A 19,848-nucleotide genomic window follows, 5' to 3' on the forward strand; every position below is an offset into this window, starting at 1 on the left:
CGGGACCGAAGCGGGGGTCCGGGGGCGGCAGCCCCCGGGGTCGGGACGGGAAGGGGCGGCGGGGGCGAAACACCCTGGGGGCCCCAGCAGCCCGGGTGCCCGGGCGGCACCCCCGGCGGCCCCCGGCCGCCCCCTTCAGCTCCACCGTCGCTTGAGCGTGCGCGCAGACCATCGGCCGTATGACCCGACGCGCAGTGATCACAGGGCTGGGCGTGGTCGCCCCCGGAGGCATCGGCACCAAGGACTACTGGGCGCTGCTCACCGGCGGCCGGGCCGCGACCCGCCCCATCACCTTCTTCGACGCCTCCGGCTACCGCTCCCGTGTCGCCGCCGAGGCCGACTTCGACCCCGTGGCCGCCGGGCTCGGCGCCCGCGAGATCCACCGCATGGACCGCTCGGCGCAGTTCGCCGTGGTGAGCGCCCGCGAGGCGGTCGCCGACAGCGGACTGGCGCTCGGCGGACTCGACCCGCTGCGCACCGGAGTCAGCATCGGCAGCGCGGTCGGCGCGGCCACCAGCCTGGACCTGGCCTACCCGCTGCTCAGCGACGAGGGCCGCGAATGGCGCACCGACACCGCCTACGCCGTACCGCAGCTGTACGACTACATGGTGCCCAGCGCCCTCGCCCGCGAGGTCGCCTGGACCGTCGCCGCCCAGGGACCGGTCGCGGTGGTCTCCACCGGCTGCACCTCCGGCCTCGACGCCCTCGGCCACGCCGCCGGCATCATCGCCGAGGGCTCGGCCGACATCATGCTCGCCGGGGCCGCCGAGGCACCGGTCTGCGCCATCACCGCCGCCTCCTTCGACGCCATCAAGGCCACCACCCCCTACGACGGCGACGACCCGTCCGAGGCGTGCCGCCCCTTCGACCTCACCCGGGACGGATTCGTGCTCGGCGAGGGCGGCGCCGTCCTCGTCCTGGAGGAGAAGGAGCACGCCCGCCGGCGCGGCGCGCACGTCTACGCCGAGATCGCCGGGTTCGCCACCCGCGGCAACGCGTACCACATGACCGGACTGCGCCCCGACGGCACCGAGCTCGCCGCCGCCGTCACCGCCGCCCTCGACGAGGCCCGGCTGCCCGCCGACGCCGTCGACTACGTCAACGCGCACGGCTCCGGCACCCGGCAGAACGACGTCCACGAGACCGCCGCGCTGAAGAAGGCCCTCGGCCCGCACGCCCACGACGTCCCGGTCAGCTCCATCAAGTCCATGATCGGCCACTCGCTGGGCGCGATCGGCTCCCTGGAGGCCGTCGCCTGCGCGCTGGCCCTGGAGCACGGCGCCGTCCCGCCCACCGCGAACCTGCGCACCCCCGACCCGGAGTGCGACCTCGACTACGTGCCCCTGACCGCCCGCGCCGTGCCCCTCGACACGGTGCTCAGCGTGGGCAGCGGCTTCGGGGGCCTGCAGAGCGCCCTCGTGCTGAGGAGGCCCGCATGACCCCCGGACCCACCGCCACCCTGCCCGCCCGGGTGCGCACGGCCGTCACCGGACTCGGCGTCGTCGCGCCCAACGGCGTCGGCACCCGCGCCTGGTGGCAGGCGACCCTGCGCGGCGTCAGCGCCCTGCGCCCGGCCCGGGACGCCCCCGCCGACCGCACCCCGGTCGCCGGCGAGGTCACCTCCTTCGTCGCCGAGCAGCACGTGCCCAGCAGGCTGTTGCCGCAGACCGCCCGCTTCACCCGGCTGGCGCTGGCCGCCGCCGCCGAGGCCCTGGACGACGCGGACGTCGACCCCGCCGCCCTGGAGGACTACGGCGCCGGAGTGTTCACCGCCAGCTCGGCCGGCGGCTACGAGTTCGGCCAGCACGAGATGGGCGCCCTGTGGCGCACCGGCAGCGACAGCGTCAGCGCGTACCAGTCCTTCGCCTGGTTCTACGCCGCCTGCACCGGCCAGGTCTCCATCCGGCACGGGCTGCGCGGCGCCGGCGGCACCCTCGTCACCGAACAGTGCGGCGGCCTGGACGCCGTCGGACAGGCCCGGCGCCGGCTCGGCGACGGCACCCGCGTGCTGCTGGCCGGCGGCTCCGACGCGGCCCTGTGCCCGCTGGGCTGGGCCGGACACCTCGCCACCGGAAAGGTCAGCCCCATCGGCCACCCGGCCCGCGCCTACCTGCCCTTCCACGCCGACGCCTCCGGCTACGTCCCCGGCGAGGGCGCCGCCTACGTCGTCCTGGAGGAACGCCCGGCCGCCGAGGAACGCGGCGCGGAGATCCTCGGCGAGGTCGCCGGGTACGCCGCCGCCTTCGACCCGCCGACCGGACCCGGCAACCTCGGGCACGCAGCCCGGCTCGCGATCGCCGACGCCGGACTCTCCGTCGGCGACATCGACGCGGTCTTCGCCGACGCCTCCGGAGTGCCCGCAATGGACGAGGCCGAGGCCCAGGTCATCGGCGACCTCTTCGGACCGTACGGCGTGCCCGTCGCCGTCCCCAAGACGATGACCGGACGGATCGGCGCCGGCGGCTCCACGCTCGACCTGGTGGCGGCCCTGCTGGCGCTGCGCGACGGCGTACTGCCCCCCGCGGCCCATGTGGACCGGCCCCGCGAGGGCTGGCACCTCGACCTGGTCACCGGCGCGCCCCGCCCGGTCGACCTGCGCGCCGTGCTGGTGCTGGCGCGCGGACACGGTGGATTCAACTCGGCTGCGGTGGTGGTGGCATGACGAACCGGAAAGCGGTACCGGGCGCCTGGGCCGGCGCGTTGGGGAGCACCGGGCCCGGCGGCGGCCGGGGCGTGGGACGTACGGCGCTGGTGACCGGCGCGACCACCGGCATCGGCCGGGCCGTCGCCGAGCACCTCGCCGAGCAGGACTTCGACCTGTTCGTCTGCGCGCGGGACGCCGACGCGGTCGCCGAGACCGTCGCCGCGCTGCGTGCCAAGGGTGTCAAGGCGGACGGCCTCGCCGTCGACGTGTGCGAACCCGGCGCGGCGGCCGAGCTGGTCGAGGCCGCCGTCGCCTGCCACGGCCGGCTCGACGTCCTCGTCAACAACGCGGGCCGCAGCGGCGGCGGGGTCACCGCCGAACTCAGCGACGAACTCTGGCTCGACATCATCGAGACCAACCTCAACAGCGTCTTCCGGATCACCCGCGAGATGCTCCGGCACAGCGGCGTCCTCGAACGCGGCTGGGGGCGGATCGTCAACATCGCCTCCACCGCCGGGAAGCAGGGCGTCGTCCTCGGCGCCCCCTACTCCGCCTCCAAGCACGCGGTGATCGGCTTCACCAAGGCCCTCGGCCTCGAACTCGCCCCGACCGGGGTCACCGTCAACGCGGTCTGCCCCGGCTATGTGGAGACCCCCATGGCCGAGCGGGTCCGGCAGGGCTACGCCGACGCGTGGGGCACCACCACCGACGAGGTGCTGTCGCGGTTCAACGCCAAGATCCCGCTGGGCCGTTACACCACCCCCGAGGAGGTCGCCGCGATGGTCGGCCACCTCGTCGGCGACAGCGCGGCCGCCATCACCGCGCAGGCCGTCAACGTCTGCGGTGGCCTGGGGAGTTACTGACCTTCCCCGCACGTTCGTCCGTCACCGTCATCGAGGGGTAGCCGGCATGCCGAAGACCGTCCACACCACCCGGATCGCGGCGCCCGCGCGCACCGTCCACGCGCTCGTCGCCGATGTGACCGTCTGGCCGCTGATGTTCGAGCCGAACATCCACACCGAGTACGTCGAGGGCAGCCGTGCCGAGGGCCGGGAACGCATCCGCGTCTGGGCGTTCGCCGGCTCCGAGATCCGCACCTGGACCTCCGAGCGGGTCCTCGACCCGCATGCGCTGACCGTCGACTTCCGCCAGGACGAGCCGGCCGCGCCGCTCACCTCGATGAGCGGACGCTGGCTGGCGAAGGACATCGGCGACGGGGAGACGCTGCTGGAACTCCACCACGAGTTCGAGGTCTCCGGCGACGAGCACTTCGTGCTGCACGCCCTGCACCAGAACAGTCCGGCGGAGCTGGCCGGGGTGCGGATCGCGGCGGAGCGGCCCCGGACGCCGTACACCTTCGAGGACAGTCTGCGCATCGAGGCGCCGCCGCAGGCCGTGTTCGCGTTCCTGTACGCGGCCGACCGCTGGCCGGAGCGGCTTCCGCATGTCGCCTCGCTGGAGCTTTCGGAGTCCGCGGGCGGGGTGCAGCGGATGGTGATGGACACGCGGAGTCCCGACGGGGCGGTGCACCGCAGTGAGTCGGTGCGGGTGTGCCGGGCGGAGGCCGGGCGCATCGTGTACAAGCAGGTCCGTACGCCTACCGTGCTGGTGGCGCATACGGGGGAGTGGCGGTTGGAGGGGCTTCCCGACGGTACGACGCTTGCGACGTCCCGGCACAGTGTGATTCTGGCGGATGCCAAGGCCAGGGTGGCGGTGCGGGATGCGTTGGGGGCGAACAGTCGGGCGACGCTTCGGCGGGCGAAGGAGTTTGCGGAGGCTCGGGGGCGGTGACGGCTTCTTGGGGCGGGGGGTTGGGTGCGGCGCCGTCGTGGTTGTTCGCGCAGTTCCCCGCGCCCCTGGGGTGGGTGGCGGTGCGGCGTGGTTTGAGGGTGCGGCGCCGTCGTGGTTGTTCGCGCAGTTCCCCGCGCCCCTTCGGGGGTGCGGCGCTGTTGTGGTTGGTCGCGCAGTTCCCCGTGCCCCTTCGGGGGTGCCCCCTCGGGGTGTTTTCAGCGGAGGTGGGTGCCGCCGTCCGTCAGGAGGATTTCTCCTGTGGTCCAGCGGGCGTTGATCATCGCGAGGACTGCTTCCGCCACCTCCTCCGGGGTGCCCACCCGGCGTAGGGGGGAGTGGGTCCGCATCCAGCGGCGGGGTTCCTCGAAGTCGGCCGTCCACTCCGTGTCCGTCAGGCCGGGGGCCACCGCGTTGACCCGTACCTCCGGGCCGGTCACCGCCGCCAGCAGGCGGGTCATGTGGTTGAGCGCCGCCTTGCTCACCGCGTACGGGACGGAGCTGCCCGCCGGCCGCAGGCCCGCCACCGACGACACGTTGACCACGCACCCGTCGCCGCCGGCCCGCAGATGCGGCAGCGCGGCCACGCACACCTGCCAGGTCCCGATGACGTTGACGTCGAGGATCTCCCGCCACACCTCGGCGCTCGCGCCCTCGAAGTCCTGGTGCGGCACGACCCGGGTCACCCCCGCCGAGTTCACCAGCACGTCCAGCCGGCCGTACCGTTCGACGGCCGCCGCGACCAGCGCCTCGGCCTGCTCGCGCACCGAGATGTCGGCGGCGACGTAGAAGGCGTCGGGGAGTTCCGCCGCCACCTTCCGCCCCGCCTCCTGGCTGCGCGCGGAGTTCACCACCACCCGCATGCCCTCGGCCGCCAGCCGCCGGGCGACGGCCGCCCCGATCCCCGAGCTGGACCCCGTCACCAGGGCGACCGGCGCGTCCCGCCCCGGCTCAGTCATTGCGCACCGACCGGTGCCGGACCAGATAGGTCTCCCCGTGCGGTTCGAGGACGTCCTCGGCGACGGTGCTGGAGTGGAACGACGGCACGCCCTCGCCGGTGACCGTCGACAGGGCCAGCGCGTAGTAACGCGTGCGCAGCACACCCGCCGCGGCGTCCTCGGAGACCTCCAGCATGCCCAGCCAGTGGCGCCGGGTCCGCCCCTCGGCCGCGAGCGCCCGCACCCGGTGCCCGGCCGCCCCGGCCAGCACCTCCCGCCCCTTCAGCGGCTCGGGCAGCGACGGCTCCTCGAAGACGGCGTCGTCGGTGAAGGTCGCGGCCCACTCGACGACCGCGCCCTCGTCGAGCAACCGCATCTGGCGCGCGTAGAACTGACTGATCCTGCCGTGCAGTTCACCGGGCGAGTACGACATGGGACCCCTTCCCCTCGTGCCACAGAGCCGCCCGCATCGTCTGTCGCGACGGTCGAGAGCCGCTCGACGCCCCAACCGGGCAGGCCCCGGGCCGCCCGGCTTCAGCCCCGCTCCACCCGCGCTCCAGCCCCGCGACGCACTCTGTCGCCCACGCGTTCCGAGAACGGGCTGAACAAGCCTCTTGACGACCTGTGAGGAGCGTCAATGGACCGCCTTACACCTCCACTCCGGGAACGGACGTCCGAACTCCACGAACTGCGCGAGTCGGTGCGCCGCGGTCCCTCGGAGCGGGCGACCCAGGCACAGCACGCCAAGGGGAAACTGACCGCGCGCGAACGGATCGACCTGCTCTTCGACAAGGGCACCTTCACCGAGACCGAGGGCCTGCGCCGGCACCGCGCGACCGGCTTCGGCCTGGAGGCCCGCCGCCCGCACACCGACGGTGTGATCACCGGCTGGGGCCGGATCGACGGCCGCACCGCCTTCGTCTACGCCCACGACTTCCGCATCTTCGGCGGTGCCCTCGGCGAGGCGCACGCGCAGAAGATCCACAAGCTGATGGACCTCGCGACGGCGGCCGGCGCCCCGGTGATCGGCCTGTGCGACGGGGCCGGGGCCCGGATCCAGGAGGGCGTCACCGCGCTCGCCGGATACGGCGGCATCTTCTCCCGCAACGTGCGCAACTCCGGGGTCATCCCCCAGATCAGCGTCATCATGGGCCCCTGCGCGGGCGGCGCCGCCTACTCCCCGGCGCTCACCGACTTCGTGTTCATGGTCCGCGGCACCTCGCAGATGTTCATCACCGGACCGGACGTCGTCCAGGCGGTGACCGGCGAGGAGATCACCATGGACGGGCTCGGCGGCGCCGACCCGCACTCCACCTCCTCCGGCGTCGCCCACGCGGTCTTCGACGACGAGGAGGAGTGCCTGGAGAACGTCCGCTTCCTGCTCTCCCTGCTCCCCGCCAACAACCGCGAACTCGCCCCGGCCGTCGCCGAGTCCGACCCGGCCGACCGGTCCACCGAGGCACTGCTCGACATGGTCCCGGCCGACCCGCGCTCCTCCTACGACGTCCGCGACGTCATCGAGGAGATCGTCGACGACGGCTTCCTGTTCGAGGTCCACGAGCACTGGGCGCGGAACGTGGTGTGCGCGCTGGTCCGGATGGGCGGCGACGTCACCGGGGTCATTGCCAACCAGCCCATGGTGCAGGCCGGCGCGCTCGACATCGCGGCCTCCGAGAAGGCGGCGCGGTTCGTGCGGTTCTGCGACTCCTTCAACATCCCGCTGCTCACCCTGGTCGACGTGCCCGGGTTCCTGCCGGGCGTGGGCCAGGAGCACGGCGGCATCATCCGGCACGGCGCGAAACTGCTGTACGCGTACTGCGACGCGACCGTGCCCCGGGTCCAGCTGATCATGCGCAAGGCGTACGGCGGCGCCTACATCGTCATGGACTCCCGGTCCATCGGCTGCGACGTGTCCTTCGCCTGGCCGTCCAACGAGATCGCGGTGATGGGCGCCGAGGGCGCGGCCAACGTGGTGTTCCGCCGCGAGATCGCCGCCTCCGACGACCCCGAGGCGACCCGCGAGCAGCTGGTCAAGGAGTACCGCTCGGAGTTGATGCACCCCTACTACGCCGCCGAACGCGGCCTGGTGGACGACGTGATCGACCCGGCCCGCACCCGGGCCCGGCTGATCGACGCCCTGCGCACGCTGCGCCGCAAGCACGCGGAGCGCCCGTCCCGCAAGCACGGGAACCAGCCCCAGTGAGCGTGACCGATCCGGAGGAACGGGTGATACGAGTGCTGCGAGGCGAACCGACACCGGAGGAACTCTCCGCCCTGCTGACGGTGTTGCTGGCACTGTCCGGCGGCCGTGAGGGGGCGGGCGGGGTGGAACCGCCGCCCCTCCAGCCGCCGGCCGTGTCCTGGATCGGGGGCGGCGGGGGAGGGACGAGCTGGGCGGCACCCGGGTACCCGGACTGGGCGGCGCGCTCATGACGGCGGCACCCGGGTACCCGGGCCGGGCGGCGCGGTCGTGACGGCGGCGCCCGGTACCGCGCTGCGGCCCGAACTGGCCGAGGTCGCCGACGGCGTCTACGCCTGGCTCCAGCCCGACGGGGGCTGGTGCCTGAACAACGCCGGGGTGATCGCCGGCGACGGGGGCGTCGTCCTCGTCGACACGGCGGCCACCGCGGCGCGCGCCGCCGCGCTGAAGGAGGCCGTGCGCGGGCTCGGCCGCGGACCCGTCCGGACGGTGGTCGGCACCCACTTCCACGGCGACCACACCCACGGCAACGCCGCCTTCGCGGAGGCGGTCCTGGTGACGCACGCCGGCACCCGGACCGAGATCGCCCGCAACGGCCTCGCCCTCACGGGACTGTGGCCCGACGTGCCCTGGGGGGAGCTGTCGGTACGGCTGCCGGACCTCACGTTCCGCGACGAGCTGACCCTCCACCAGGGCGACCGGGAGATCCGGCTGATCCACCCCGGCCCGGCGCACACCGACCACGACGTGGTGGTCTGGCTGCCGGCCGAACGCGTCCTGTTCACCGGGGACGTCGCGATGGCGGACACCTCGCCGTTCGTCCTGATGGGCTCGGTCTCCGGCTCGCTGGCGGTCCTCGCCCGGCTGCGCGCCCTGGCGCCCCGCACGGTGGTCTGCGGCCACGGCCCGGTCCGCGGCCCGGAGGTGCTGGACGAGACGGCGGAGTACCTGCGCTGGATCCAGCGGGTGGCGGCCGAGGGCAGGGCGCGGCGGCTCACCCCGCTGGAGGCGGCCCGGGAGGCCGGGAGGGGTTCCTTCACCCATCTGACGGAGTTCGAACGCGTGGTGGGCAACCTGCACCGGGCCTACGCCGAACTCGACGAGCGGGAGGCCATCGCCTCGGGCCGTACGGTCGACGTCGCCGAGGCGTTCGCCGAGATGATCACCTACAACGGCGGTGTCCTGCCCGCCTGTTACGCCTGACCGGAGCCCGTTCCGGGGTCGCCGTCCGTGTCGGTGTTGGGCCGAACGGGTGACTTGGAGTAAGAATTGGCTGGTGCAGGCATTCAGTACCAGTCAGTTCGGGGGGAATCCGGTGAACCGCTACGACGTCACCGACGAACAGTGGGAGGGGCTCGCCCAGGTCGTACCGTTGCGCGGCCGGGACGCCTGGCCGTCCGCCGTGGGCCATCGCGCGCTGCCGGAGGCGGCGACCGAGCCGCGCCGCCGCTTCGTCGTGCTCAGGGTCAACGTCTTCGGCGACGCCCGCGAGGTCGCCGAGACCCTGATGTCCGGCATCCCCGTGCTGCTCGACCTCACCGGCGCCGAGACCGAGACCGCCAAGCGCGTCCTCGACTTCAGCACCGGTGTGGTCTTCGGGCTGTCCAGCGGCATGCACCGCGTCGACCGCAACGTGTTCCTGCTGACCCCGCACGGCACCGAGGTGAGCGGGATCATGCAGGGCGCGGGCGTCCCCGGGAGCTGAGCCCGGGCCCGTCCCCCGATCGTAGGAAGGTCACGGCGACGGAACGGTTCGTCCGTCGCCGGAGTCCTACCGTCCGCGTATGGCCGCACCCTCCTTGCCCTTACCGCCGGTCCCCGCACCGGCCCCGCCCGCCGCGGGCCGGTCCGACCGCCCCCACCTCACCGAGCTGCGGCTGTCCGCCTACGCCGGGCACCGCGCCGTCGCCCTGCCGCTGGGCCCGTTCACCCTGATCGCCGGGGACAGCGGCAGCGGCAAGACCAGCGCGCTGCGGGCGTACGAGGCGCTGGCCCGCCTCGGCGGCGGCGCCCCGCTCACCGAGGTGTTCGCCGACCCGGCCTCCTGCGTCCCCGAGGGCGCCCGCCCCGACGGCCGGCGCCGCGGATTCCGCATCGGCTGCACCGCCGACGGTCCCGAGGGCCCGGTCCGCCTCGACGTCGCCGTACAGACCGAACCCGGGCTGCGCATCGTCGGGGAACGGCTCACCGCCGACGGGCGGACCCTGCTGGAGACCGCCCTCGGCAATCCCGGCCAACGCATCGTGCAGGCCGCCTGGCACAACACCGGATCCGCGCCCGTCACCCGAGCGTCCCTGCCCGACGACCGGCTCGGCACCGTGCTGCTGCCGCTGCGCGTGGCCGGGAGGACCCCCGGGCAGCGCAGGGTCCTCGCCGCCGCCGAGCAGATGGTCGTCGCCCTGCGCTCGGTCTTCGCCTGCGATCCCCGCCCCGACCGGATGCGCCTGCCCGTCCCCACCGGCTCCGGCCGCCTCCTCGGCGGCTGCGACAACCTGGCCGAGGTCATGTGGCGCACCCGCGTCGAATGCGCCCGCCGCCACCAGCTGTTCGTCGCCGCGGTGCGTGCCGGCTGCCGGGGACCGGTCACCGACGTCCTCGCCGAGCGGCTCGCCGACGGCACCGTCCGGGGCGTACTGGACCGCGGCGACGGCACCCGCACCGAGTTCGCCCGCCTCGGCGACGGCGAGCTGCGCTATCTCGCGCTCGCCCTGCTCCTGCTCACCGGCCCCGGGGTGCTGGCGCTCGACGCGCCCGGCGAGGTGCCCTCCGCCATGCGCACCCTCACCGTCCTGGCGGACGGCCTCGAACGCGCCCTGGACCCCCGCCAGCGGGCCGAACTGCTCGGCCTCGGGGCGCGGATGTGCGAGCGCGGCCACATCCGGCTCGTGGGCACGGCCGGCGACGCGGCCTGGGCCGAGGGGACGCCCGGCGTCACGGTGGTACACCTGACCCCGTGACCGAACCCCTTGACGTGCCCCACCTCCAGCGCAGGCTCGCCGAGTTCGCCGCCGCGCGCGACTGGCAGCCGTACCACACGCCCAAGAACCTGGTCTCCGCGCTCAGCGTGGAGGCCTCCGAACTGGTCGAGATCTTCCAGTGGTTGACGCCGGAGGAGTCGGCCCGGGTGATGGCGGACCCGGACACCGCGCACCGCGTCACCGACGAGGTCGCCGACGTGCTGGCCTACCTGCTGCAACTGTGCGAGGTCCTGGACATCGACGCGCTGGCCGCACTGGACGCGAAGATCGACCGCAACGAGCACCGCTTCCCGGCCCCCTAGGACGCCCCAACAGGGGAGTGGATCGATCCACTTTCACGGTGCGTGTTCGTTCAGCCGCTCGAAACCGATTTGTTGTCCACAGATTTCCGTCTTCCTCTGGCTTTTCGTCTCACGACAGCTCACTCTGGGTAGTGGACAAGGGAGTTCGGGCGGACGTGCCGCGGGCGCGTCGGACAAGACGGGGGCAGCGCATGGAAGCGGTGCGGCTCATCGTGACGAGCAGACGCGCCCTGGCGGGGAGCGACCGCGCGCCGGAGATCATGACCGAGGTCTGGCAGGCGCAGGCCCTGGCCCAGGCGATAGGCAGCCGGCTTGCGGTCTTCGGCCCGCCCGAACTGCGCGGCGAGGCACTGGGACTGACCGAACTCGCGGGCCGGGGCTGCGGCGTGCTGGACACCCCCGTGCTGGACACCGCGGACCTGCGCGCGGCCCAACTCGGCGACCTCGGCGACGCCCGGCAGACCCTCCTCTGCCTGGGCGGTCTGCTGGGCGAGGTCGGCATCGCCCTCGTCGGCCTGGCGAGCGCGGCGGACGACGAGGGCACCTACTGGCAGTGCATGGAGGCCATCGACGCCGCCGACGAGTCCCGCGACCGGGTCCTGGAGATGCTCCGAAGACTCGCGGACCGCGACCAGCCGATACCCGAGGAAACCCGGGAAGCGGGCTGAACCCCCACCGTCCGCGAACCGCGGCCGCGGCTACGACACGGGCCGGTCGCCGCCCTCCGCGCCCCCCACGCCGGTGGCGACGCCCCGCCGCCCCGGCTGGAGATCGGCGTCCAGCGCGGTCAGATCCGCGTTCAGCGTCGCCATCAGCTCCTCCATCTGCTGCAACAGCCCCTTCGGCGGGCCGGAGGCGCCCTGGGCGTCCAGGGTTCCGCCCTGCTGCGGCACTGACTCTTCGGACATGACGGCCTCCTCGGCCCCCGGCCCCGGATCGTGGCGGCCGGTGCGCGTGACGCCCCGGGCTGCCAGCAGGCCGGGGCGGGAGCCGGGCGGTCCGGCTCCGCCGAGCCAACGATCACCGTCACAGGGGGTCACTTGCCCCGGCCCGGCCCGAGGCCCGCCGTTGACGATATTCACCCGACCGTGGCGGCGCGGGGCCGGAGGGACCAGCGGGGTTGACCGCCGGCCGACCGTGCAGGATGGAGGTATGGATCTTCGCATCTTCACCGAGCCCCAGCAGGGGGCCACCTACGACACCTTGCTCACCGTGGCGAAGGCCACCGAGGACCTCGGGTTCGACGCCTTCTTCCGCTCTGATCACTATCTGAAGATGGGCTCGGCGGACGGCCTGCCCGGCCCCACCGACGCCTGGATCACCCTCGCCGGACTCGCCCGCGAGACCCAGCGCATCCGGCTGGGCACCCTGATGACCGCGGGCACCTTCCGACTGCCCGGCGTCCTCGCCATCCAGGTCGCCCAGGTCGACCAGATGTCCGGCGGCCGCATCGAACTCGGCCTCGGCGCCGGCTGGTTCGAGGAGGAGCACAAGGCGTACGGCATCCCCTTCCCGAAGGAGAAGTTCGCGCGCCTGGAGGAACAGCTCGCCATCGTCACCGGGCTGTGGGCCACCGAGCCCGGCAAGACCTTCGACTTCCACGGCACCCACTACGACCTCACCGGCTCGCCCGCGCTCCCCAAGCCCGCGCAGGCCAGAATCCCGGTCCTCATCGGCGGCCACGGCGCGACCCGCACCCCGCGCCTCGCCGGTCAGTACGCCGACGAGTTCAACATGCCCTTTGCGGGGATCGAGGACAGCGAGCGCCAGTTCGGCCGGGTCCGTGCCGCGGCGGAGGCGGCCGGCCGCGGACCCGACGCCCTGACGTACTCCAACGCCCTGGTGGTCTGCGTCGGCAAGGACGACGCCGAGGTCGCCCGCCGGGCCGCCGCCATCGGCCGCGAGGTGTCCGAGCTGAAGGCCAACGGCCTGGCCGGCTCCCCGGCCGAGGTCGTCGACAAGATCGGCCGCTACGCGGCGATCGGCTCCCGCCGGATCTACCTCCAGCTCCTCGACCTCTCCGATCTCGACCACCTGGAACTGATCTCCGCCCAGGTGCAGTCGCAGCTGAGCTGACCGCCCGGAAACCGTAGGAATAACCAAAGGCGCCGGTCGCACCGGGTGTGCGAAGGTGTGGACGTCGTCCTGAAGGCCCCCGGGATCACCTCCTGGGGGCCTTCGCCGTACGGCGGCACATCAGCCCACCACGCCGGAGAGGCCCTCCGCATGTTCCTGACGATCAGTACCACCGGTACGTCCGAACGTCCCGCCACCGACCTCGGTTTCCTGCTGCACAAGCATCCGGACAAGGCGCAGACGTTCTCCACCTCCTACGGCAAGGCCCACGTCCTGTACCCCGAGGCGAATCCCGGGCGCTGCACGGCGGCGCTGCTGCTGGAGGTCGACGCGGTGGCACTGGTCCGGCGCGGCAAGGGCAAGGGGCGCGGCGCCCCCGACGCGGCCCTCGCCCAGTACGTCAACGACCGCCCCTACGCGGCCTCCTCGCTGCTCGCGGTCGCCCTCAGCGCGGTCTTCTCCAGCGCCATGCGGGGCGTGTGCAACGCCCGCCCCGAGCGCGCCGCCGAGCCGCTCCCGCTGCGCGTCGAGGTGCCCGCGCTGCCCGCCCGCGGCGGCCCCGGCCTGGTTCGCAAGCTGTTCGAGCCGCTCGGCTGGACGGTCACCGCGGAGCCGGTCGCCCTGGACACCGAGTTCCCGGAGTGGGGCGACTCGCGGTACGTGGGGCTGGTGCTGGAGTCGGAGCGGCTGACCCTCGCCGAGGCGCTGCGCCACCTGTACGTCCTGCTGCCCGTGCTCGACGACGCCAAGCACTACTGGGTCTCCGACGACGAGGTCGACAAGCTGATGCGGGCCGGCGGGGACTGGCTGCACCAGCACCCCGAGATGAAGCTGATCACCAGCCGCTATCTCTCCCGCCGCTGGTCGCTGACGCGCCGGGCGATGGAACGCCTGGAGCTGGTGCGGCTGGCCGAGGCCGACGACAGCGAGGTCGAGCAGATCGACAACGCCGTCGAGGCGGAGACCGAGGAGGAGCAGCGGCCGACCCCGCTGGCCGTCCAGCGCCGGGACGCGATCCTCACCGCGCTCAAGGAGTCCGGGGCCGCGCGCGTGCTCGACCTCGGCTGCGGACAGGGCCAGTTGGTGCAGGCGCTGCTCAAGGACGTGCGGTTCACCGAGATCGTGGGCGTCGACGTGTCGATGCGCGCCCTCACCATCGCCTCCCGGCGGCTGAAGCTGGACCGCATGGGGGAGCGGCAGTCCTCCCGCGTCAAGCTGTTCCAGGGCTCGCTCGCCTACACCGACAACCGGCTCAAGGGGTACGACGCGGCCGTGCTCAGCGAGGTGATCGAACACCTCGACCTGCCGCGGCTGCCCGCCCTGGAGTACGCGGTCTTCGGCTCGGCCCGCCCCCGGACCGTGCTCGTGACCACCCCGAACGTCGAGTACAACGTGCGCTGGGAGTCCCTCCCGGCCGGACACGTCCGGCACGGCGACCACCGCTTCGAATGGACCCGCGAGGAGTTCCGGACCTGGGCCGGCGCGGTCGCCGAACGGCACGGCTACCGGGTGGAGTTCGTACCCGTGGGCCCCGACGACCCCGAGGTCGGACCGCCCACCCAGATGGCCGTCTTCGCACTGGGCGAGGCCCGCGGGGACGGCGCGAACGGCACGAACGGCGAGAACGGCAAGAACACGGCGGACGAGAAGAAGGAGGAGAAGGCCGCATGACCGAGAACCAGAACCGGGACCAGAACCAGAACCCGAGCCAGGGGCGCACCCTGCCCGTCACCGACCTCTCCCTGGTCGTGCTGATCGGGGCCTCCGGCTCCGGCAAGTCCACCTTCGCCCGACGGCACTTCAGGCCCACCGAGGTGCTGTCCTCCGACTTCTGCCGGGGCCTGGTCTCCGACGACGAGAACGACCAGAGCGCCACCCGGGACGCCTTCGACGTCCTGCACTACATCGCCGGCAAGCGCCTGGCCTCCGGCCGACGTACCGTCGTCGACGCCACCAGCGTCCAGCAGGACGCCCGGCGCCAGCTGGTCGAACTGGCCAAGCAGTACGACGTCCTGCCCATCGCCATCGTGCTGGACGTGTCGGAGGAGGTGTGCGCCGAGCGCAACGCCGCCCGCTCCGACCGGGCCGACATGCCCCGCCGGGTCATCCAGCGGCACACCCGCGAACTGCGCCGCTCCCTGCGCCACCTGGAGCGCGAGGGCTTCCGCAAGGTGCACGTCCTGCGCGGCGTCGAGGAGGTCGAGAACGCCACCGTCGTCACCGAGAAGCGGTTCAACGACCTCACCCACCTCACCGGGCCGTTCGACATCGTCGGCGACATCCACGGCTGCTCCGCCGAACTGGAGTCGCTGCTGTCCCGGCTCGGCTATGCCGACGGCGTCCACCCCGAGGGCCGCACCGCGGTCTTCGTCGGCGACCTCGTCGACCGCGGCCCCGACAGCCCGGGCGTGCTGCGCCGGGTGATGTCCATGGTGCGCACCGGCAACGCCCTGTGCGTGCCCGGCAACCACGAGAACAAGTACGGCCGCCACCTCAAGGGCCGCAACGTCCAGCACACCCACGGACTCGCCGAGACCATCGAGCAGATGGACGGCGAGAGCGAGGAGTTCCGCGCGGAGGTACGGCAGTTCATCGACGGACTCGTCAGCCACTACGTCCTCGACGGCGGGAAGCTGGTCGTCTGCCACGCCGGCCTGCCGGAGAAGTACCACGGCCGCACCTCCGGCCGGGTCCGCAGCCACGCCCTGTACGGCGACACCACCGGGGAGACCGACGAGTTCGGGCTGCCGGTGCGCTACCCGTGGGCGGAGGACTACCGGGGCCGCGCCGCCGTGGTCTACGGCCACACCCCCGTCCCCGAGGCGACCTGGCTGAACAACACCATCTGCCTGGACACCGGCGCCGTCTTCGGCGGCAAGCTCACCGCGCTGCGCTGGCCGGAGCGCGAACTGGTCGACGTACCGGCCGAGAAGGTCTGGTACGAGCCGGCGAAGCCGCTGCGCACCGAGGCGCCCGGCGGACAGGACGGCCGGCCGCTGGACCTCGCGGACGTGCACGGGCGCCGGGTGGTGGAGACCCGCCACCAGGGCCGGATCTCGGTCCGGGAGGAGAACGCGGCGGCCGCCCTGGAGGTCATGAGCCGTTTCGCGGTCGACCCGCGGCTGCTGCCGTACCTCCCGCCGACGATGGCGCCGACGGCCACCTCGAAGGTGGACGGCTACCTGGAGCACCCGCAGGAGGCGTTCGCGCAGTACCGGGAGGACGGTGTCGAGCGGGTCGTGTGCGAGGAGAAGCACATGGGGTCGCGGGCCGTGGCCCTGGTGTGCCGGGACGCGGCGGCCGCCCGCGAGCGGTTCGGCGTCGACGGCCCGACCGGGTCCCTGTACACCCGCACCGGCCGCCCGTTCTTCGACGACGCGTCCGTCACGGAGGCGATCCTCGATCGGCTGCGCGCGGCGGCGGACGCGGCCGGACTGTGGACCGAACTGGACACGGACTGGCTGCTGTTGGACGCCGAGCTGATGCCGTGGTCGCTGAAGGCCTCGGGGCTGCTGCGCTCGCAGTACGCGGCGGTCGGCGCCGCCTCCGGCGCGGCCCTGCCGCCCGCCGTGGCGGCGCTGGAGGGCGCGGCCGCGCGCGGCGTCGACGTGGCCGGGCTGCTCGGGCGCCAGCGTGAACGGGCCTCGGACGCGGCCGCGTTCACCGAGGCGTACCGCCAGTACTGCTGGACGACGGAGGGTCTGGACGGCGTACGTCTCGCCCCGTTCCAGATCCTGGCGGTGCGCGGCCGCAGCCTCGCCGCACTCCCGCACGAGGAACAGCTCGCGCTGCTGGACCGGCTGGTCGAGCACGACGGCACCGGACTGCTCCAGACCACGCGCCGCCTGTACGTCGACACCGGGGACCCGGAGTCGGTGCGGGCGGGCGTCGACTGGTGGCTGGAGATGACCGGCCGCGGCGGTGAGGGCATGGTCGTCAAGCCGGCCGGCGCGCTGGTGCGCGGCCCCCAGGGGCGGCTCGTCCAGCCCGGCATCAAGTGCCGGGGCCGCGAGTACCTGCGGATCATCTACGGTCCGGAGTACACGCGGCCCGACAACCTGACCCGGCTGCGCCAGCGCTTCCTCAACCACAAGCGGTCCCTGGCGATCCGGGAGTACGCCCTGGGCCTGGAGGCCCTGGACCGACTCTCCGGCAACGAGCCGCTGTGGCGGGTCCACGAGGCGGTGTTCGCGGTACTGGCCCTGGAATCAGAACCGGTCGACCCCCGCCTCTGACCCCGCCCCGCCCGGGGCGGCCGACCTCGGCCGCCCCGGGCCCCCGGCCGTGCCTGCCCTGGCCTCCCGGCCCGGCCACCCGGCCCTCGGTGCCCCTCCCGGCCCCGAGCCCCGGGTGCGGCGACCGCCGGGGGCCCCGGCCTTCGGACGCCCCAGGCCCCGGTACTCGGCCTGGCCCCCGCGGCGCTGTCGCCGGCGGCCCGGTCGGCCGTCCCTCGGGCCGCGGCTGTTGTGGCTGCCGGGCCCCGGCGTTCCGGCGCTCGGCGCTTGGCTCCGGTGGCGCGGGGAACCGGCGGCCCGCTCGGCGGCCCTTCCCGGGCCCTGGGAGCTGTGACCACCGGACCCCTTCTGGCTTCCGGACCTCCGGTCCTCGGCGGCCGGCGTGGACAGCCACTGCCCCGCAACCGCCCCTTGCGGCCCGGGCCCGGCCCGCCCGGTCCGGCCGCCGCGGGCGCCCGGCCTTCCCACCGCCCGCACTCGGCGCCCCGGACCCCTGGCCCTGGCCCTGCCCCGGACCCCTGGCCCTGGCCCTGCCCCGGACCCCTGGCCCTGCCCCGGCCGCCCCCTCACCCCGTCAGCCGCAGCCGCTCCCCGCACACCCCCACCCGTACCGACTGGCCCCATGTCAGTTCCAGTGCGTCGGACTCCATGCCGTCTCCGAAGGCGACCAGGCGTTCGGATTCGACGGTGAGGGTCAGCCGGGCCGGGCCGGTCAGTTCTCCGGAGACCAGGGACGTGCCCGTGGCCGGGGAGGGCCAGGCCTCGCGGACGAACCACAGCAGCCGTTCGTCGGCGGGGGAGGGCAGCCGCTGCCGCCCTCCCCTTTCCTGCCACACCGACCGGAGCCATCCGGTCGCCCCCGTCCCGGTGCCGACGATCACCCCGGACGAGGCCTGGGCCTCGACGACACCCCCGTCGCCCTCCAGGCCCAGGCGGTACCGGGCCGTCTGGTGGCCGGCCGCGCCCAGGTAGATCTCGTTCAGCGCCACCAGGCGCTGGGTGTCGTCGGCGACGGCCTCGACCATGGTGAGTTCGTCGGCCGCCGCCGTGCCCGCGGACGCCAGCAGCCTCGCCGCGTCCGCCGGCCGGTGCCGCACCAGGACACCGGGATTGCGTCCGGGGTCGGCGTCGATGCCGATCACCGGCTGCCCGGAGAGGTACTTGGCGACGTTCGCCACCAGCCCGTCCTGGCCGACCACGACCAGCACGTCCTCCGGGCCGAACAGGAACCGGTCCAGGTCGGCCCGCTCCACCCGCGCCTGACGCCAGGCCAGCGGGATCGCGGCGACCACCTCGGCGAGCGCCCGGCGGGCGCGGTGGTGCCGGTCGGCGACCTCCTCGATGTCCCGGCCGCGGGTGCCGAGGAAGTAGGCGGCCTGGCCGTGCGTGCCGTGCCGGGCCACCAACTCCTCGTACTCCGTGGTGCGGTGGACGAGCACGGCCCGGGGCGCGAGGCTCACGCCCGTTCCCCGTCGCCGAGCCGGGCGAGCAGCCCGGTGAGGACGTCCGGCGAGATGGTGACGCTGTCGATGCGCGGCAGGTTCTCCGCCAGCCGGGTCCCGGTGAGCGCGCGCAGGACCGCGGCGTCCACGTCGGAGTGCACCCGCAGCCAGGCGGCCTGTGCCTGCGCCTTGGCGTCCCCGACCTCCCGCGTCCCCTCGGCCTCGGCACGGGCCACCTGTACGGAACGCGCCGCCTCGGCCTCCGCCAGCCGTACCGTACGCGCCGCCTCCGCCTCGGCGAGCCGCTCGGTGCGCCGCGCCTCCGCGTCGGCGAGCCGGACCGAGCGCGCCGCCTCCGCCTCCGCGCGCACCGCGTCCGCCGCCGCGTTCTCCTCGGCCTCCCGGCGGGTGTTGGTGCCGCGCTGCTCCACCAACTGCTCCTCGCGGCGGGCGAGTTCGATCTGGCTGGCCAGCTCGTTCTCGGCGATGGCACGCTCCCGTTCGACGGCCACCGCCCGCCGCTCGTAGGTGGCCCGGTCGGCCTCCTGCTGGATCAACTCGCGCGCCGGGGTGCGCAGCGCCCGCTCCACCTCCGGTTCCGGGCGCAGCGCGACCACGCGGACGGCGACGATCTCGATGCCGGTGGCGGGCAGCCGCGGCTCCGCGGCCAGGCCCGTCGCGACCCGTTCGCGCACCGCGCTCACCCCGTCGACCAGCGCAGACGCCAGCGGCGTACGGGCCAGGACGTCCAGGGCATGCTGCTGGGCGGTCTCGGTGAGCAGGGTGCCGAGCTGTTCGAGCGGGGCGCCGCGCCAGACGCCGGAGTCGGGGTCGATGGAGAAGTCCAGGCGGGCCGAGGCGAGGGCCGGGTCGCTGATCCGGTAGGTGACCGTGGCCTGCACCGCCACGTCCTGGAAGTCCGCCGTACGGGCGTGGAAGGTCATGGCCAACTCGCGGTCGTCGACCGGGACTTCGGACAGGGCCGCGCTGAGGGCGCGGAACCAGAAGCTGATCCCCGGCCCGTCGTGCGCCAGCCGGCCCGAGCGGTGGTGCCGGATGTGTGCCGTCGGCGCGCCGCGCAGATGGCGCCAGCCGAGACGCCGGGTGATGTCGGCCATGGGGACCCCTCCTCGTTTTTCGTCACTGAGACGATAACCGGTGGGAGTCTTTATCGTCAAGGGGACGAGAAAAGGGGGGTGGGGAAACGGCCGAGGCGCGGGTGAACACGGCCGCCGTTGGTCAGGA

Annotated in this window: 19 protein-coding genes; 14 read left to right on the forward strand and 5 right to left on the reverse strand. The window is 73.8% G+C overall.

The window, feature by feature from the left end; translation table 11 throughout:
- The first annotated feature begins 179 nt into the window (after positions 1-179).
- Genes ABT296_RS35625 through ABT296_RS35640 form a run of 4 tightly spaced genes read left to right on the forward strand, consistent with a single transcriptional unit; the run spans position 180 to position 4,435 of the window.
- Entirely contained in the window at positions 180-1,439 is a 1,260-nt protein-coding gene (locus ABT296_RS35625; protein WP_351933771.1) for a beta-ketoacyl-[acyl-carrier-protein] synthase family protein, read from the forward strand.
- The gene (locus ABT296_RS35630) at positions 1,436-2,662 is read left to right on the forward strand and encodes a beta-ketoacyl synthase N-terminal-like domain-containing protein (RefSeq protein WP_351933773.1); all 1,227 of its coding nucleotides are present in this window, start codon (positions 1,436-1,438) and stop codon (positions 2,660-2,662) included. Before ABT296_RS35625 ends, ABT296_RS35630 begins: the two co-directional genes overlap by 4 nt.
- Entirely contained in the window at positions 2,659-3,507 is an 849-nt protein-coding gene (locus tag ABT296_RS35635; RefSeq protein ID WP_351933775.1) for an SDR family NAD(P)-dependent oxidoreductase, read from the forward strand. Before ABT296_RS35630 ends, ABT296_RS35635 begins: the two co-directional genes overlap by 4 nt.
- 46 nt (positions 3,508-3,553) lie before the next feature.
- Entirely contained in the window at positions 3,554-4,435 is an 882-nt protein-coding gene (locus tag ABT296_RS35640) for an aromatase/cyclase (RefSeq protein WP_351933776.1), read from the forward strand.
- A 215-nt stretch (positions 4,436-4,650) separates the two neighbouring features.
- Here the strand turns inward: ABT296_RS35640 and ABT296_RS35645 are convergent, their stop codons facing one another.
- Together ABT296_RS35645 and ABT296_RS35650 are read right to left on the reverse strand one after the other, a co-directional pair.
- On the reverse strand, positions 4,651-5,391 hold the full coding sequence (locus ABT296_RS35645; RefSeq protein ID WP_351933778.1) for an SDR family NAD(P)-dependent oxidoreductase: 741 nt from the start codon (positions 5,389-5,391) through the stop codon (positions 4,651-4,653).
- Positions 5,384-5,803: a nuclear transport factor 2 family protein gene (locus ABT296_RS35650; RefSeq protein WP_351933779.1), complete on the reverse strand. Its 420-nt coding sequence runs from the start codon at positions 5,801-5,803 to the stop codon at positions 5,384-5,386. Before ABT296_RS35650 ends, ABT296_RS35645 begins: the two co-directional genes overlap by 8 nt.
- 204 nt (positions 5,804-6,007) lie before the next feature.
- Here ABT296_RS35650 and ABT296_RS35655 point away from each other — a divergent pair, with 204 nt between their 5' ends.
- The 7 genes from ABT296_RS35655 to ABT296_RS35685 all read left to right on the forward strand — a co-directional run bounded on the left by ABT296_RS35655 (position 6,008) and on the right by ABT296_RS35685 (position 11,518).
- The gene (locus tag ABT296_RS35655) at positions 6,008-7,573 is read left to right on the forward strand and encodes an acyl-CoA carboxylase subunit beta (RefSeq protein WP_351933780.1); all 1,566 of its coding nucleotides are present in this window, start codon (positions 6,008-6,010) and stop codon (positions 7,571-7,573) included.
- On the forward strand, positions 7,570-7,803 hold the full coding sequence (locus tag ABT296_RS35660; RefSeq protein WP_351933782.1) for an acyl-CoA carboxylase subunit epsilon: 234 nt from the start codon (positions 7,570-7,572) through the stop codon (positions 7,801-7,803). Before ABT296_RS35655 ends, ABT296_RS35660 begins: the two co-directional genes overlap by 4 nt.
- A gap of 37 nt (positions 7,804-7,840) precedes the next feature.
- Positions 7,841-8,773, forward strand: a complete 933-nt coding sequence (locus tag ABT296_RS35665; protein WP_351933784.1) for an MBL fold metallo-hydrolase — start codon at positions 7,841-7,843, stop codon at positions 8,771-8,773.
- Positions 8,774-8,885: 112 nt separating this feature from the next.
- On the forward strand, positions 8,886-9,275 hold the full coding sequence (locus ABT296_RS35670) for a cell division protein SepF (protein WP_351933814.1): 390 nt from the start codon (positions 8,886-8,888) through the stop codon (positions 9,273-9,275).
- A 79-nt stretch (positions 9,276-9,354) separates the two neighbouring features.
- The gene (locus ABT296_RS35675; protein WP_351933786.1) at positions 9,355-10,527 is read left to right on the forward strand and encodes an AAA family ATPase; all 1,173 of its coding nucleotides are present in this window, start codon (positions 9,355-9,357) and stop codon (positions 10,525-10,527) included.
- A complete protein-coding gene (locus ABT296_RS35680; protein ID WP_351933788.1) occupies positions 10,524-10,850 on the forward strand; it encodes a nucleotide pyrophosphohydrolase in 327 nt (108 codons plus the stop codon). Before ABT296_RS35675 ends, ABT296_RS35680 begins: the two co-directional genes overlap by 4 nt.
- A gap of 191 nt (positions 10,851-11,041) precedes the next feature.
- A complete protein-coding gene (locus tag ABT296_RS35685) occupies positions 11,042-11,518 on the forward strand; it encodes a DUF6099 family protein (RefSeq protein WP_351933790.1) in 477 nt (158 codons plus the stop codon).
- Between the two features lie 30 nt (positions 11,519-11,548).
- Here ABT296_RS35685 and ABT296_RS35690 read toward each other — a convergent pair whose 3' ends face one another.
- Positions 11,549-11,758 (reverse strand): hypothetical protein, encoded by a 210-nt coding sequence (locus ABT296_RS35690; protein ID WP_351933792.1) that lies wholly within the window; start codon positions 11,756-11,758, stop codon positions 11,549-11,551.
- A gap of 244 nt (positions 11,759-12,002) precedes the next feature.
- Here ABT296_RS35690 and ABT296_RS35695 point away from each other — a divergent pair, with 244 nt between their 5' ends.
- The 3 genes from ABT296_RS35695 to ABT296_RS35705 all read left to right on the forward strand — a co-directional run bounded on the left by ABT296_RS35695 (position 12,003) and on the right by ABT296_RS35705 (position 17,161).
- Complete coding sequence (locus ABT296_RS35695; protein WP_351933794.1) at positions 12,003-12,926, forward strand: LLM class F420-dependent oxidoreductase; 924 nt, start codon at positions 12,003-12,005, stop codon at positions 12,924-12,926.
- Between the two features lie 150 nt (positions 12,927-13,076).
- Complete coding sequence (locus tag ABT296_RS35700) at positions 13,077-14,597, forward strand: 3' terminal RNA ribose 2'-O-methyltransferase Hen1 (RefSeq protein WP_351933816.1); 1,521 nt, start codon at positions 13,077-13,079, stop codon at positions 14,595-14,597.
- Positions 14,594-17,161: a polynucleotide kinase-phosphatase gene (locus tag ABT296_RS35705; RefSeq protein ID WP_351933796.1), complete on the forward strand. Its 2,568-nt coding sequence runs from the start codon at positions 14,594-14,596 to the stop codon at positions 17,159-17,161. Before ABT296_RS35700 ends, ABT296_RS35705 begins: the two co-directional genes overlap by 4 nt.
- A gap of 566 nt (positions 17,162-17,727) precedes the next feature.
- Here ABT296_RS35705 and ABT296_RS35710 read toward each other — a convergent pair.
- Positions 17,728-18,621, reverse strand: coding sequence for an NAD(+)/NADH kinase (locus ABT296_RS35710; protein ID WP_351933798.1), 894 nt, complete (start codon positions 18,619-18,621; stop codon positions 17,728-17,730).
- Positions 18,618-19,721 carry an SPFH domain-containing protein gene (locus ABT296_RS35715; protein ID WP_351933800.1) on the reverse strand — a complete coding sequence of 368 codons (1,104 nt, stop codon included), beginning with the start codon at positions 19,719-19,721 and terminating at the stop codon, positions 18,618-18,620. Before ABT296_RS35715 ends, ABT296_RS35710 begins: the two co-directional genes overlap by 4 nt.
- Between the last annotated feature and the right edge of the window lie 127 nt (positions 19,722-19,848).

Origin of the sequence: Streptomyces sp. NPDC000983 (genome assembly GCF_040299205.1) — a bacterium.
GTDB lineage: Bacteria > Actinomycetota > Actinomycetes > Streptomycetales > Streptomycetaceae > Streptomyces.

Bases quoted from the DNA above. Each gene is read 5' to 3' on its own strand.
- ABT296_RS35650 (WP_351933779.1), bottom strand. From the start codon at position 5,803: ATGTCGTACTCGCCCGGTGAACTGCACGGCAGGATCAGTCAGTTCTAC.
- ABT296_RS35705 (WP_351933796.1), top strand. From the start codon at position 14,594: ATGACCGAGAACCAGAACCGGGACCAGAACCAGAACCCGAGCCAGGGG.
- ABT296_RS35675 (WP_351933786.1), top strand. From the start codon at position 9,355: ATGGCCGCACCCTCCTTGCCCTTACCGCCGGTCCCCGCACCGGCCCCG.
- ABT296_RS35645 (WP_351933778.1), bottom strand. From the start codon at position 5,391: ATGACTGAGCCGGGGCGGGACGCGCCGGTCGCCCTGGTGACGGGGTCC.
- ABT296_RS35625 (WP_351933771.1), top strand. From the start codon at position 180: ATGACCCGACGCGCAGTGATCACAGGGCTGGGCGTGGTCGCCCCCGGA.
- ABT296_RS35695 (WP_351933794.1), top strand. From the start codon at position 12,003: ATGGATCTTCGCATCTTCACCGAGCCCCAGCAGGGGGCCACCTACGAC.
- ABT296_RS35715 (WP_351933800.1), bottom strand. From the start codon at position 19,721: ATGGCCGACATCACCCGGCGTCTCGGCTGGCGCCATCTGCGCGGCGCG.
- ABT296_RS35700 (WP_351933816.1), top strand. From the start codon at position 13,077: ATGTTCCTGACGATCAGTACCACCGGTACGTCCGAACGTCCCGCCACC.
- ABT296_RS35635 (WP_351933775.1), top strand. From the start codon at position 2,659: ATGACGAACCGGAAAGCGGTACCGGGCGCCTGGGCCGGCGCGTTGGGG.
- ABT296_RS35655 (WP_351933780.1), top strand. From the start codon at position 6,008: ATGGACCGCCTTACACCTCCACTCCGGGAACGGACGTCCGAACTCCAC.
- ABT296_RS35640 (WP_351933776.1), top strand. From the start codon at position 3,554: ATGCCGAAGACCGTCCACACCACCCGGATCGCGGCGCCCGCGCGCACC.
- ABT296_RS35685 (WP_351933790.1), top strand. From the start codon at position 11,042: ATGGAAGCGGTGCGGCTCATCGTGACGAGCAGACGCGCCCTGGCGGGG.
- ABT296_RS35690 (WP_351933792.1), bottom strand. From the start codon at position 11,758: ATGTCCGAAGAGTCAGTGCCGCAGCAGGGCGGAACCCTGGACGCCCAG.
- ABT296_RS35630 (WP_351933773.1), top strand. From the start codon at position 1,436: ATGACCCCCGGACCCACCGCCACCCTGCCCGCCCGGGTGCGCACGGCC.